General features: G+C 61.8%; 10 protein-coding genes. 2 read left to right on the forward strand and 8 right to left on the reverse strand.

The window, feature by feature from the left end:
- Positions 1–94: 94 nt before the first annotated feature.
- Entirely contained in the window at positions 95–1,630 is a 1,536-nt protein-coding gene (locus ACMG4N_RS09550; RefSeq protein ID WP_414431418.1) for a glutamate synthase-related protein, read from the reverse strand.
- Positions 1,631–1,783: 153 nt separating this feature from the next.
- Entirely contained in the window at positions 1,784–2,635 is an 852-nt protein-coding gene (locus ACMG4N_RS09555; RefSeq protein WP_414431420.1) for an SDR family NAD(P)-dependent oxidoreductase, read from the reverse strand.
- A 251-nt stretch (positions 2,636–2,886) separates the two neighbouring features.
- Here ACMG4N_RS09555 and ACMG4N_RS09560 point away from each other — a divergent pair, with 251 nt between their 5' ends.
- Positions 2,887–3,795 (forward strand): oxidoreductase, encoded by a 909-nt coding sequence (locus tag ACMG4N_RS09560; protein WP_414431422.1) that lies wholly within the window; start codon positions 2,887–2,889, stop codon positions 3,793–3,795.
- A 103-nt stretch (positions 3,796–3,898) separates the two neighbouring features.
- Positions 3,899–4,621: a YebC/PmpR family DNA-binding transcriptional regulator gene (locus ACMG4N_RS09565; RefSeq protein ID WP_297762879.1), complete on the forward strand. Its 723-nt coding sequence runs from the start codon at positions 3,899–3,901 to the stop codon at positions 4,619–4,621.
- Positions 4,622–4,676: 55 nt separating this feature from the next.
- On the opposite strand, the gene ACMG4N_RS09570 is transcribed toward ACMG4N_RS09565, so the two are convergent.
- From ACMG4N_RS09570 to mfd, 6 genes are all read right to left on the reverse strand, one after another.
- Positions 4,677–5,780, reverse strand: coding sequence for a dihydrolipoamide acetyltransferase family protein (locus ACMG4N_RS09570; RefSeq protein ID WP_414431424.1), 1,104 nt, complete (start codon positions 5,778–5,780; stop codon positions 4,677–4,679).
- Between the two features lie 181 nt (positions 5,781–5,961).
- The gene (locus ACMG4N_RS09575) at positions 5,962–6,969 is read right to left on the reverse strand and encodes an alpha-ketoacid dehydrogenase subunit beta (protein ID WP_414431426.1); all 1,008 of its coding nucleotides are present in this window, start codon (positions 6,967–6,969) and stop codon (positions 5,962–5,964) included.
- Positions 6,962–8,032, reverse strand: coding sequence for a pyruvate dehydrogenase (acetyl-transferring) E1 component subunit alpha (gene pdhA / locus ACMG4N_RS09580; RefSeq protein ID WP_414431428.1), 1,071 nt, complete (start codon positions 8,030–8,032; stop codon positions 6,962–6,964). The genes ACMG4N_RS09575 and pdhA overlap by 8 nt, the downstream gene beginning before the upstream one ends.
- A gap of 20 nt (positions 8,033–8,052) precedes the next feature.
- Positions 8,053–9,105, reverse strand: a complete 1,053-nt coding sequence (locus tag ACMG4N_RS09585; RefSeq protein WP_414431429.1) for a Glu/Leu/Phe/Val dehydrogenase dimerization domain-containing protein — start codon at positions 9,103–9,105, stop codon at positions 8,053–8,055.
- A 231-nt stretch (positions 9,106–9,336) separates the two neighbouring features.
- Positions 9,337–9,930, reverse strand: a complete 594-nt coding sequence (locus ACMG4N_RS09590; RefSeq protein WP_297762893.1) for a peptidoglycan binding protein CsiV — start codon at positions 9,928–9,930, stop codon at positions 9,337–9,339.
- A gap of 249 nt (positions 9,931–10,179) precedes the next feature.
- The gene (mfd, locus tag ACMG4N_RS09595; RefSeq protein WP_297762896.1) at positions 10,180–13,671 is read right to left on the reverse strand and encodes a transcription-repair coupling factor; all 3,492 of its coding nucleotides are present in this window, start codon (positions 13,669–13,671) and stop codon (positions 10,180–10,182) included.
- Between the last annotated feature and the right edge of the window lie 3 nt (positions 13,672–13,674).

Here is a 13,674-nt window from a genome sequence, read left to right on the forward strand (position 1 = left end):
CGAAATAAATGTACGCCTTTTCCTACATTTGCGATTAGCTTGTAATACATTGCTTACCGATGGTTGAAATTCCCCACTCTGTTATCTTCCCACGCTAGCCGATTCCGCCATAGCGAACACCGGCCAAGGCGGTCATTTCCCGATCAAAGGTCGCCAAGTCTCCCAGCGTAAATTGATTCAGATGATGGTGGCCGCAGGCGCGGGCCATGACTTGCATCAGTTCTGTGGAGGCATGGAAGAAATTTGCCAGGCGTTGGGCTGCGTGGTCCACGTCCAGTCGTTTTCGCAATTGCTCGTTCTGGGTGGCGATGCCGGCGGGGCATTGGTTGGTGTTACACATGCGGGCGCCGACGCAGCCAATGGCCTGCATGGCGCTGTTGGACAGGGCGATGGCATCAGCGCCCAAGGCCAGGGCTTTGACAAAATCCATGGGCATGCGCAGGCCGCCGGTGATTATCAGGGTGACGTTGCCGCTGGCGCCTTTGTCATCAAGATAGCGGCGTGCGCGAGCCAGGGCGGGGATGGTGGGGACGCTGATGTGATCGCGGAACATGGCGGGCGCCGCGCCGGTACCGCCGCCTCGGCCATCCAGGATGATGTAGTCGGCGCTGGCATCCAGGGCGAACTGGATGTCCCTTTCGATATGGTTGGCGCTCAGTTTGAATCCCACCGGTATGCCGCCAGACACCTCCCGGACCCGGTCAGCGAAACGTTTGAAATCATCGCTGCTGTGCAGCTCCCGGAAGGTGGCGGGGGAGATGGCCGGTTGGCCTTCGGGAATGTGGCGTACCTGGGAAATCTTGCCCACGTTCTTGTTGGCGGGGAGATGGCCGCCGGTGCCGGTCTTGGCGCCCTGGCCCCCCTTGAAGTGGAACGCTTGCACCTTCTTCAGGTGGTCCTCGGTATAGCCAAACATGGCGCTGGCCAACTCGTAGAAATAGCGAGAATTGGCAGCCTGTTCTTCCGGCAGCATACCGCCTTCACCGGAGCAAATACCGGTGCCGGCCATTTCCGCACCGCACGCCAATGACACCTTGGCCTCTTCGGAGAGCGCGCCAAAGCTCATGTCCGAAACCATCAGGGGAATATCCAGCGTTAGCGGTTTGTCCGCCTTGGGGCCGATCACCAGATCGGTGCCCACCGGCTGGTCGTCCAGCAGCGGCTGGGTGGCCATCTGCGCCACCATGATCTGGATGTCGTCCCATTTGGGCAGGCAATCCCGGGGCACGCCCATGGCGGTCATGGGGCCATGATGGCCGACTTTATCGAGCCCGTTTTCTGCCAAGTCGTGGATCAGTGCCACGTTGGGTTCCTCGGCGGTGGCCTTGGGCTGTGGCATGCCATCGCGCTGGATACTCTCCGGGCCGGGGCCTTCTTCGCCCACCTGATCCTTGCTGAATCGTGCATGGGTGCCATCACAGTAGGGGACGTTGGCGCTGTGCTTGCACATGCACAGGTAGCCTTGGTCCTTGTCTGCTTCGAAGCCGAGAGGGGTAATACCGGTGCCTGCGTGGGAGCCGTCGCAGAATGGCTGATTGGTGGAGCGACCGCAGCGGCAGAAGTAGTAGGTTTCACCGGGTTTGAGGTCGGTTTTATGCGGTTTGATATCGGCGATGACAGGCTTGGACATGGTGACTCCTGGCTGGCACTGCGGGCTGGGATACTTCGATCATGCCAGTGGTGGCGGGGGAGTCAACGCTTTGCACAGGACAGGATAGGGAACGCTCGCGACTCGACTCTTGCTGCCCCCCAAGGAGGCAGCAAGAGTCGAGTCACGCCCTTGCTAGCGGTTCGATTCGATGTTTCTAACCAGGCGGTGAATTTTATCGCTGCGATCCAGCAGCGCATCGCTGAGTGGGCTCATCACCCCCCGCAGCATGGACAAGGGTTTCCAGCGGGCCGGGGCAATAATGGCGGCGGAGCGGGTTGTCAGGCCGGCAACCAGGGCAGTGGCAATTTCCTCGGGTTGTACCTGCTTTCTCAATACGGCTGGGAAGGCGCTTTCAATCAGCTCAGAAGCGGTGGCATGGCCACCGAAGGCCAGCTCGGTGATAGGCGTTGCCGTCCAGCCGGGGTAGAGCACGCTGGCGCTGGCGCCGGTACCGGCCAGCTCAGCCCGCAAGGCTCTGCCGAGCATTTCCACGGCTGCCTTGGAGGCGGCGTAGGGGGCATTGACCATGCCGTTGACGAACGAATAGATCGAGGAGGTGATGACAATCTGGCCATGATTACGCTGGACTTCCGGCAGGGCCGCACGCAGGGTGCGCCAGACGCCGAACAGGTCCACATCGATAATTTTCTCGAATTCGGCTTCATCGCAGCTGGCGATGGTCGCCGGGTTGTTTCGCCAGGCAATGCCGGCGTTGGCAAAAGCGATATCCAGCCGGCCAAAGTGTTCTACGGCTTGCTGGACTACGGCTTTTGAGGCGCTGGCATCCGTTACGTCCAGGGGCAGGGAAAGCACGCGGGTGACATCAAATTCTGCGGCAAGTGAGTCCAGAGTCTGTTGGGATAAATCTGTCAGTACCAGATTGGCCCCTTTTGCGTAGAGTGCTCGAGCACTTGCCGCACCAATCCCGCCGGTTGCACCGGTAATGAGAACCACCTTGCCATTCAGGTCATACTTCTTGCCCACGTGCTGATCTCCCTGTAAGTCGGTGTACACGGTAGCCAAGACAGCTGCCACCGGTCGGTCAAAACAAGCACGGAACCATACCACTGATTTTCAGTGAGGGTCCTGTAGAATTCAGTAGTCGTCCGTTTCACATTGGTCTGTGGGTTTGCCTGCGTTGCATGCCGTCACAAGATTGGCCCAGCAGGAAGGGGTGGTAGTCCCCGGCGCCGTGCACAATCATTTGCATCGCAACGACAGGAAAGGGTTCTCTCATGGGCAAATCAACCTGGCGGCCGGAGATGATTAAGGATCTTTCCGGCAAGACGATTCTGGTAACCGGTGCCAACAGCGGCATCGGCCTGGAAGCGGTGAAGCTGTTCGCTGGTAACGGCGCAGAAGTGATCATGGCCTGTCGTAATGTGGACAAGGCCAACGTGGCGGCGCAGGCGGTGAAAGCCCTGCAGCCTGACGCCAGGCTGGTGATCATGGCACTGGATCTGGCAGATCTTGCCTCGGTAAAGGCGTTTGCCGATGCAGTAAAGCAGCGCTTTTCAAGGCTGGATGTGCTGTTGAACAACGCAGGCCTGATGGCGCCGCCGTTGCAGCGAACCCGGGATGGTTTCGAAATGCAGTTCGGTACCAATCACCTGGGACATTTTGCGCTGACCGGCGAGCTTGTTGAGCTTCTCGAGACTGCCAGCGATCCGCGGATTGTGCAGATATCCAGCCTGGCTCATCGGGGCGGGAAGTTGATGTGGGGGAATCTCAATGCAGAGAAGCGTTATTCCCGCTGGCCCTTCTATTGTCAGAGCAAGCTGGCCAACCTGATTTTTGCCAAGGATCTGCAGCGTCGGCTGCAGGCATCAGGGTCGGGCATCCGGGTCATGGCTGCTCACCCTGGCTATTCCGCTACCCACCTTCAGGATACGGTGCCCGGTGGTGGTCTGTTCAACAAGATCATGGCTCAGTCTGCACAGATGGGCTGCCTGCCCGGTGTCATGGCCGCCACCAGCGATGCGGTGGAGGCGGGTGGCTATTACGGCCCGGATGGCAAGTTGATGGAATTACGCGGCTATCCCGCCCCGGCCTTCGCCCGCAAGATCACTGACAACCAAGCAGTTGCACAGCGGTTGTGGGAGGAATCGGAGCGGTTGACCGGGGTGCATTATCTGAACGATTAGACTTCAGGAGTGATGTCGAGGGGTGTTAGTCGCCGGGCGTAGGTAATTTCCCGTTTTTCCCCTAGAATCTGCGGCTGACTATCAATCTCGGAGCAAGTATCCCATGGGCCGCGCCTACCAGAACCGAAAAGAATCCATGGCGAAAACCTCGGACATGAAAGCCAAGGTTTACAGCCGCTATGGTCGTGAGATCTATGTGTGCGCCAAGGCCGGTGGCCTGGATCCATCCGCCAATCTGGCCCTGCGTGGTCTGATTGACCGGGCCAAGAAAGATCAGGTGCCTGGCCATGTGATCGATAAAGCTATCGACAAGGCTAAAGGCGGCGGCGGTGAAGATTTTGCGCCGGCCCGTTACGAGGGTTATGGCCCGGGCGGTTGCATGGCGATCATCGAGTGCCTGACCGACAACCCCAACCGCACCTTCGGTGATGTGCGCGTAGCGTTCACCAAGACCAAGTGCAAGATCGGCACCCAGGGCACCGTAGCTCACATGTTCGATCATGCGGCCATTTTCGTGTTCCGTCATGATGATGAAGAAGCGGTGCTGGAAGCACTGATGGAAGCGGATGTGGATGTCACCGATATCGAGAGCGAAGACGGCATGCTCACGGTATTCACTCCCAACACCGAATATGCCAAGGCCCGCCAGGCGCTGACCGGTGCTTTCGAAGGGATCGACTTCGAGGTGGATGAAATCCAGTTCATTCCGCACAGCTTCACCACGGTGAGCGGCGATGACCGGGAGCTGTTCGATAAATTCCTGGCCATGCTCAACGATCTGGACGATGTGCAGAACGTGTATCACAACGTGGATCTGGCGGAATAACCTTCCCCTGTAGGTTGGGTTTCGTTCCACTCAACCCAACCTACGGTGGGCGGTGTCAGCGGCTCAGATCTGCCAGCAGGGCGGCCAGAAAGCGTGCCGCTTGCCCGCCATTCAGAGCGCGATGATCAAAGGTCAGGCTGACCGGTAATTGGGTGTCTTCAAACAGCTCGCCATTGCGAATGCCCGGTTGGGTGAAGCGTTTTCCCGCCCCCACAATGGCCACTTGGGGAGGCACCACCACCGGGGTGGCGTAGCGGCCGCCCAGGGTGCCGAAGTTACTCAGGGTGATGGTTGCGCCTTGTAATTCTTTGGCGGGAATTCTTCGTTGTTCCACATCCCGGCGCAGGTGGTTGAGGCCGCCGCGTAGATCCGCTGGTTCCCGGTTGGCCACGTCCCGCAGTACCGGCACAAACAGGCCGTCCGGGGTGTCCACCGCAATCCCCAGGTCCACCTTTTCCACCACCCGCATGCTCAGATGCTCGCCGTCGAACCAGGCGTTCACCCTTGGCTCTGCCTGGCAGCCGGCGACGATGGCACGGATCAGGCGCAGGGTAATATCCGTGTCCTGCGGCCAGTGGCTGACGCTGACCTGGTCGAACAGGCTCACAGGCACCACCTGTTGCCCGGCGCTGGCCATGGTCTTTGCCATGGTGCGGGCCACGCCTTTTAGTGGCGTGCTGTCGCCGTGGCTGTGTTTCAGATTCGCCTGCTGTTGCACATCGTCCAGAGTGATACTGCCTGCCGGGCCGCTGCCCTTGATCTGGTCAAGATTGACGCCCAGGTGGCGGGCCAGGGCGCGGATGGCGGGAGTGGTGCCGCCGGAAGGACGGGAGTCGGGGACGGCGCCGACCACGAAACTGTCCGGATTTTCCGCATCCTCCTTGCTTTGCAGGTTGCCCACCACGGTCTGGCTGCCGCTGCCCTCGTCACCGGCAAAGGCCAGCAGCGGTTCGCCGATATGCACCAGATCGCCGTTGGCCACGAACAGGGTGGCGATGATGCCGTCCTGGGGAGCGGGGATATCAACAATGGCCTTGGCGGTTTCCACGCTGAGCAGCAGGTCATCCACCTTCACGGTGTCGCCTTCCTTCACGTGCCACTCGACCACCTCCGCTTCCTGCAAACCTTCGCCCAGATCGGGCAGGGTGAAGTAGGGCATGGGACTGCTCCTTTGTTGTTCGCTGGCATACAACACGCTGCTTTCACTGTAGGAGCCATGCTCGCATGGGGAACCTGCTTGCGAATAAATGGGGTGCCCTGTCGGGCGGTTCGCCATGCGAGCATAGCTCCTACGATCCACCCGCGTTCCTGCGTGAAGCGTTTTGCGTGTCAGCGTTCTCTCAATACTCCAACGTTTTCTTTGCCGCCGCCACGATCCGCTCCACGCTCGGCATGTAGTGCTGTTCCATGGCGAAGTAGGGCATGGGGCAGTCGTAGCCGGTGACGCGTTCGACAGGCGCGTGCAGGTGCATGAGGGCGTCGCTGGCCAGGGTGGCAGCAATCTCGGCACCGAAGCCACCGTTGTGGGGGGCCTCGTGGACGATGACCACGCGCCCGGTCTTGCTGGCGGTGGCGATCAGGGTGTCCCGGTCCAGCGGGTTGAGGCTGGCCACGTCGATCACTTCCGCCTTGATGCCGTCTGCTGCCAGTTGCTCGGCGGCGGCCAGGGTTTCGTGAATCATGGCGCCCCAGCTGATCAGGCTCACATCTTCGCCGGCACGCAGGGTGAAGCAGCGGTCCAGGGGCAGCGGCTCGTCTTCCAGTTCCACTGGTAGTCGTTGCAGGCGGTAGAGCCGCTTAGGTTCCAGAAACAGCACCGGGTCCGGGCAGGCGATGGCGGCGCGCAGCAGGCCGTAGGCTCTCGCCGGGGAAGAGGGCACCAGCACTCGCAGGCCGGGAATATGGGCGAACAAGGCTTCGCTACTTTCGCTGTGGTGTTCCGGGGCATGGATGCCGCCGCCGAAGGGGGCACGGATCACCAGCGGGCAGCTCAGCCGGCCCCGAGTGCGGTTGCGCAGGCGGGCGGCGTGGCTGATCAGCTGTTCCAGGGCGGCGTAGATAAAGCCCATGAACTGGATCTCGGCGACGGGTTTCAGGCCCTGGCTGGCCATGCCCACTGCCAGGCCGGCGATCAGATTTTCCGCCAGCGGGGTATCCATGACCCGGCGGAAACCGAATGTCTCTTTCAGCCCTTCGGTGGCACGGAAAACGCCGCCATTGGTGGCGATGTCCTCGCCCAGTACCACCACCTTGTCATCGGCTTCCATGGCGTGGCGCAGGGCCTGGTTGACCGCTTCCAGCAGATTCAGCGGGACGCTGGTGTCCGGATGTGGTTGGGCGCTATGCATGGTGGCCTCCCGTTTGCTCCGGGCTGAGCGTTGCCAGTGCAGCCCGTTGTGCCTTGAGGGCCTCGGGCAGCTCGGCGTAGAGATAGTCGAGCATGTCGGTGGGCAGCTGTGGCGGTTGGTTGAGGTACGTTTCCACCGCGTTATCCACCTGTTGCTGGCACTCGGCCAGCCACTGCTTCTCCTGTTCGGCATTCCAGTGGCCGGCGTCGGCCAGAGCCTGGCGCAGCCGTGCCACCGGTTCGCGCTGCCAGGCGTTGTGCAGGTCGCTGGCCTTGCGGTAGCGGCTGGCGTCGTCGGCGGTGGTGTGGTCGCCAAGCCGGTAACTCACTGCTTCGATCAGGGTGGCACCCTTGCCATGGCGTGCCTTGTCCAGGGCATAGTCCAGCGCTTCCAGCAGGGCGGGCAGGTCGTTGCCGTCCACCTGGAAGCCTTCGATGCCGGCAGCCACAGCTTTCTGGGCGATGGTGTCGCTGGCGGTCTGCAGGCTGCGCGGGACGGAGATGGCCCATTGGTTGTTGTTGACCATCACTATCAGCGGCAGCTGCCAGACGCCGGCCACGTTGAGGGCTTCGTGGAAGTCACCCCGTGAGGTGGCGCCATCGCCGCAGGTGGCCAGCACGGCGGCTCTCGCGTGGTCCAGTTTGGCCTTGGTGGCGATGCCGGCGGCCTGGGTGAGCTGGGTGGCAATGGGCACGCAGTTGGGCAGGTCGCGGGCGGCGGGGGTATCCGCCGGGAAGGCGTTACCGCGCTCGTCGCCGCCCCAGTACTGGAGTATCTGATAGAGCGGGACGCCGCGCAGGTACTGGGTAGCGTGGTCCCGATAGTAGGGCACGAAGACGTCGCTATCGTGCAGGGCCATGCCACCGGCAACGGCGATGGCTTCGGCGCCAAGGCAGGAGGCATAGGTGCCCAGCTTGCCGGTGCGTTGCAGATTCACCGCTTTCTTGTCGAAGGTACGAATCAGCGCCATATGGCGGTAGCCGTCTACCAGTCGTGGCCAGTCCGTGTTCTCCGGCAGGTGCGGTAATCGGTGGTGCATGTCGTAGGGAGTGGTAGTGAACATGGCATCCTCCTTGGCGGCTTTCAGGCAACTTTCCAGGCGTGTTTGCCGGTTTCTCCCTGCAGACGTTGTTCTGCCTGCCGGTCGGCCATCTGTGCCGGACTGATCTGATGCCGGGCTGCCTCGTCCAGCAATTGGCTGAGGGTGTGGCCAATGCCGATGACTTGTTGCCGGATGACGCCGTTATCTTTCTGTCGGTGCCCCAGCGCCAGCGAAATCAGGCCGCCGGCGTTATTGAGATAGTCCGGCGTGTAGAGGATGCCGCGCTCGCGCAGCCGTTGAGCGTCGTCGTCGCTGGCCAGCTGATTGTTGGCGGCGCCAACGATCAGTCCGGCCTGCAGGCGTGGGATGGTATCGGCATTCAGCACGCCGCCCAGGGCGCAGGGCATGAAGATATCGCAGTTCACGTCGTAGATGCTGTCGGCGGGAACCCACTGGGTATTCAGGCGGTCTGCCAGCCGGTGGGCCCGGCGCGGGTCCAGGTCCGCCAGGGTCAGCCGGGCACCGGCCCGGGCCAGCATCAGGGCCAGCTGGCTGCCCACATGGCCCAGGCCCTGAATGGCGATGTGCAGGCCCCTGGCGCCATGGCGCTGGAAGCGGTGGCGAATCCCCGCATCCAGGGCGGCGAATACACCCAGGGCGGTATAGGGCGACGGGTCCATGCCGTCGCCGGAAAAGCCCCACACATGGCGGGTCTGGGTGGCTACCTGGTCCAGATCGGTGATTTCCGTGCCGGCGTCCATGGCGGTGATATAGCGCCCGCCCAGGCGGTTAACGGCGTCGCCGAAGGCACGGTAAAGGGCGGCCCGGTTGTAGGGTTTTTCCGGTTCCATGATTACTGCCTTGCCGCCGCCCAGCGGCAGGCCTGCCAGGGCGGCCTTGTAGCTCATGCCACGGGCGAGACGACAGACGTCATTGAGGGCGGTGTGTTCATCGGGGTAGGGAAGACAGCGACAGCCACCGAGGGCAGGGCCCAGTCGGGTGGAGTGCAGGGCGATCAGGGCGCGCAGACCGGTTGCCGGATCCCGGAATTGGTGGAGTTCGGCGACGTCGGTCTGTTCGAGGGTAGCGAACATGGCAACGGCTCCTTTCCCGGTGGGGCGGGTAGGCCCGTTCGGGATCGTATTGTCCGGGCCGGGTAGGGCCCTTGAATTTACTTTAGCGCGGGAAACGGCAGTGTGCCTGTACGGATCTGTTATTTCTGACAGGCGGCGTTATGGGGTGGGGGAATAACAACACACGGTAGGGTCGTCGTTGTAGGAGCGCCTCGAGAGGCGCTCCTACAGGTGCAGTAATATGGAAGGCCGTTAGCGGGTGATGCGCACCAGCATGCCGAACATGGGGTGGTCGAAGTAATAGACTTCATGGCCAGTGAGGCGACGGCTCTCGTTGATATCCACGTAGAAACGTTGGCCATTGCTCTGGGTATTGAACCAGATGCGCGGCTCAACGTGGACGTAGCGCGATTCACTGAAATGCAGGGTGCCTTCCAGTTCTGGCACATTGCCGTCCCCTGTGGCCAGGGTCTGACCACCGCTCAGATACACTGGCAAGGTATTGCCCTTGTCGCCAATGGGCTGGCTCCAGGCCTTGTGGTAGAGCTGGCGATAATCTCCGGTGCCGGCCATGCGTTCCATCATGTATTGCAGCACGGTCTGGTCTTCCGGCAGGGGTTGCCAGGCGCCGCGGGACAGGGCGTCCGGGTCGGCATACTCACTGGCTTGCGGTGCGCCGATGGTCACTGACCGCGGGGCGTAGCGAGGTTGCAAATCGGCGGGCCAGATTTCTTCGCTGCTGCCGTGATCACGGGCGAATATCAGGACTTCAACGTTGTACCAGCTCTGGGCAATGACAGGGGTGGCCATGAGGGCCAGCACAGCCAAAACGAATGCGCGAAGCATCGGGATCTCCTCTGGTGGCCTGTGAGCAGGCCTTATCTTGATACTGACGCGGAGGCGTGCCCCTCCTGCTGCCTGTCGGATGCTCCGCTGAGGGCGGAGAGTCCGGTGATTTCCTTACGCCTGTTTGTCCCGGTTAGGACCTGGCGTGTCCCCTGGAAATTGCACCCACGTCATTTTTTATTTCAACGACTATAACCAGTTCACACCGCCAATTCACGATTAACCACCTGGCCGGTCGTTTTTCACGAATTAGCTGCCTGTGTCCTGCTTGATGCTCTGGGCTGCCAGGCGCTTGAGCAGGGCGTCTACTACCTCGATGCGTTCCTCGGGCGTTTCACTGTCTTCCACAAAACGCAGTGCATTGGCACCCTCCAGCTTGTAGCGGTTGGGGCCGGACTGGACCAGCTTGACGATGGTCAGCGGGTCCACCGGGGTACGCTCGCCGAACTCCAGCTTGCCGCCACCGGCGTGAGCATCGAGTCGGGTGATGCCCAGTCTTTCCGCCTGCTGGCGCAGTTCGGTGACTGCGAACAGGTTTTTCACCGGTTCCGGCAGCAGGCCGAAGCGGTCGATCATCTCTACCTGCAGTTCTTTCAGGCCATTGCGGGTCTTGCAGCCGGCAATGCGCTTGTAGAGGGTCAGGCGGCCGAACACGTCCGGCAGGTAATCCTCGGGGATCAGCGCGGGGATGCGCAGGTTGAGTTCCGGGCCACCGCTGAGCGGTTTTTCCACGTCCGGTTGTTCGCCCCGTTTCAGGGCTTCCACCGCCTGCTCCAGCATTTCCATGTAGAGGCTGAAACCGATGGTGTGGATGTTGCCGTGTTGCTCTTCGCCGAGCAGCTCCCCGGCACCACGGATTTCCAGATCCTGACTGGCCAGCATGAAGCCGGCACCCAGGTCGGTGGCCTGTTCGATGGCCTCCAGTCGCTTGAGCGCATCCTTGCTCATCGCCTTGGGGCTGGGGGTAATCAGATAGGCGTAGGCCTGATGATGGCTGCGGCCCACGCGGCCGCGCAGCTGATGCAGCTGAGCCAGGCCGAGCTTGTCGGCCCGGTCGATGACGATGGTGTTGGCACTGGGCACGTCGATACCGGTTTCGATGATGGTGGAACAGACCAGCACATTGAAGCGCCGGTGATAGAAGTCGCTCATCACCGCTTCCAGTTCCCGCTCGCGCATCTGCCCGTGGGCAATGCCGATGCGGGCATCGGGCACCAGTTTGCGGATGTCGGCAGCTGTCCGTTCCATGGTGTCGATATCGTTGTGCAGGTAGTACACCTGGCCACCCCGAAGCAGCTCGCGGAGCAGGGCTTCCTTGATGGTGGTGTCATTGTGCTGCTGCACAAAGGTTTTCACCGACAGGCGTTTCTGCGGCGGGGTGGCGATGATGGAAATGTCGCGCATGCCGCTGAAGGCCATGTTGAGGGTTCGGGGGATCGGTGTGGCGGTGAGGGTGAGGATGTCACACTCGGCGCGCATCTGCTTGAGGCGTTCCTTGTGGCGTACCCCGAAGCGGTGTTCCTCGTCCACGATGATCAGGCCCAGATCGCTGAAAGACACGGTTTCCTGCAGTAACTGGTGGGTGCCCACCAGGATATCCACCTTGCCTTCTTTCAGGCGCTGCAACACCTGGGTCTTGTCCTTGGCGCTGCGGAAGCGCGACAGCACTTCGATGTTTACCGGCCAGTCGGCAAAGCGGTCGGTGAAGGATTCGTAATGCTGCTGGGCGAGCAGGGTGGTGGGCACCAGTACCGCCACCTGGGTCTGGTTTTCCACGGCCACAAAGGCGGCGCGCATGGCCACTTCGGTCTTGCCGAAACCCACATCGCCGCACACCAGCCGATCCATGGGCTGGCTGGACTGCATGTCGGCAATGACTGAGGCAATGGCAGCCTGCTGGTCCGGGGTTTCCTCGAAGGGAAAGCCGGCACTGAAGCGTTCGTAATCGTTCATGTCCACGTCGAACTGCTTGCCCTGGCGGGCTTCGCGGCGGGCGTAGGTGTTGAGCAGTTCAGCGGCCACGTCGTGGATCTTTTCCGCGGCCTTCTGCCGTGCCTTGCTCCACTGCTCTGTGCCCAGCCGGTTGAGCGGGGCGCTATCGCCACCGCCGTAGCGGCTGATCAGGTGCAGGGAGGACACCGGCACGTAGAGTTTGTCGCCGCCGGCATATTCCAGCAGCAGGAACTCGTGTTGCTGGCGGTCCACCTCCATGTGGATCAGGCCAAGATAACGGCCCACGCCATGCTCCATGTGTACCACCGGAGCGCCCTCGGTCAGTTCGCCCAGGGAGCGGAAGGCCTGTTCGGCGGCGCCGTCGTCGCTGCTGGATTTACGGCGCCGGCGTTGCAGTACGCGCTCGCCATACAGGTCGTTCTCGGTGACCACCAGCAGCTCGTGTTCGGGGGCGTAGAAGCCCGCATCCAGCTCGCCGCGGGTCAGGCTCCAGCGCTCTGGCTGGGCGATGAAGTCCGGCCAGTTGTCTTTCAGGGCCGGCTGGATGCCGATTTTCTGCATCAGTTCCAGCAGGGCTTCCCGGCGGCCGGCGGTTTCCGCACAGAGCAGAATGCGGGTGTCCGGATGGGCGTCGGAGAAGGTGTGCAGCAGGGCCAGAGGGTTGCTGGCACGCACATCCGCAGTGAGCGGCGGCATCCGGGTCACATCGAACTGGATAGCGTTACTGCTGGGGGTGGTGCTGTCTGCCTGGCGAGCCCGGGGATGCTGCTTGAGGGCCGCCGCCAGCTCTTCCGGGCGCAGATACAGTTTCCAGGGGGCCAGGATGGGCCGGTGGATATCGTGGCGTCGGGATTCGTAGCGTTGCTCCACATCGGCCCAGAAATGCTCTATGGCGCTTTGGCATTCGGCCAGTTCCACCAGCCGCACATCGTCGGGCAGGTAGTCGAACAGCGTGGCCATGTTCTCGAAGAACAGCGGCAGGTAGTACTCCAGACCGGGTGCAGACAGGCCGTCGGACACATCCTGATAGAGCGGTACACCACGGGTGTCCACGTCGAAGGTGTCGCGAAAGGCGGTGCGGAAACGGCTGATGCCGTCGGCGCTGAGCGGGTATTCCGCCGCTGGCAGCAGGGTGATGTCATCCACTTTGCCGGTGGAGCGTTGGCTTTCCGCGTCGAACAGGCGCAGGGATTCGATCTCGTCGTCGAACAGCTCAATGCGGAAGGGTTGATCGGCGCCCATGGGGAAGATATCCATGATGGCGCCGCGCACGGCGAATTCGCCGTGTTCATAAACGTTATCCCGCTGTCGGTAGCCGCAGGACACCAGGCGGCTGCGGGTGGCTTCCATATCGAAGGTGTCGCCCACCTTGAGCAGGAAGCTGTTGCCGGTGATGTGCAGTGGCGGGGCCAGCCGCTGCATCAGGGTATTCACTGGCACCACCAGGATGCCCTTGTGACTGCTGGGCAGCTGGTGCAACACGCGGATGCGATCGCTGATGATGTCCTGGTGAGGGCTGAACAGGTCGTAGGGCAGGGTCTCCCAGTCCGGAAACAGCATCACCGGCGTATCGTTGCCCTGATCCCCGCTACCGGTCAGGTAGAACTCCAGCGAGTCGGCAAGGTGTTGTGCGCGACTACTGTTGGGAGCCAGCACCACAAACAAGTGATCCTGGCTGCGCGCCAGTTCGGCCAGCACGGCGGCCATGCTACCGCTGTCCAGCCCGGCCCAGTCTTTATAGTGCTCGCGGCCGGTGGGGAAGAGGCTGCTGTCGGGGAGTAACTTCATTAA

The organism is Alcanivorax sp. IL2 (genome assembly GCF_047495475.1).
Taxonomy (GTDB): Bacteria; Pseudomonadota; Gammaproteobacteria; order Pseudomonadales; family Alcanivoracaceae; genus Alcanivorax.

Excerpts from the sequence above, each read along its gene's own strand:
- ACMG4N_RS09565 (WP_297762879.1), top strand. The coding sequence starts at position 3,899 with ATGGGCCGCGCCTACCAGAACCGAAAAGAATCCATGGCGAAAACCTCG.
- ACMG4N_RS09560 (WP_414431422.1), top strand. The coding sequence starts at position 2,887 with ATGGGCAAATCAACCTGGCGGCCGGAGATGATTAAGGATCTTTCCGGC.
- ACMG4N_RS09590 (WP_297762893.1), bottom strand. The coding sequence starts at position 9,930 with ATGCTTCGCGCATTCGTTTTGGCTGTGCTGGCCCTCATGGCCACCCCT.
- pdhA (WP_414431428.1), bottom strand. The coding sequence starts at position 8,032 with ATGTTCACTACCACTCCCTACGACATGCACCACCGATTACCGCACCTG.
- mfd (WP_297762896.1), bottom strand. The coding sequence starts at position 13,671 with ATGAAGTTACTCCCCGACAGCAGCCTCTTCCCCACCGGCCGCGAGCAC.
- ACMG4N_RS09575 (WP_414431426.1), bottom strand. The coding sequence starts at position 6,969 with ATGCATAGCGCCCAACCACATCCGGACACCAGCGTCCCGCTGAATCTG.
- ACMG4N_RS09550 (WP_414431418.1), bottom strand. The coding sequence starts at position 1,630 with ATGTCCAAGCCTGTCATCGCCGATATCAAACCGCATAAAACCGACCTC.
- ACMG4N_RS09570 (WP_414431424.1), bottom strand. The coding sequence starts at position 5,780 with ATGCCCTACTTCACCCTGCCCGATCTGGGCGAAGGTTTGCAGGAAGCG.
- ACMG4N_RS09585 (WP_414431429.1), bottom strand. The coding sequence starts at position 9,105 with ATGTTCGCTACCCTCGAACAGACCGACGTCGCCGAACTCCACCAATTC.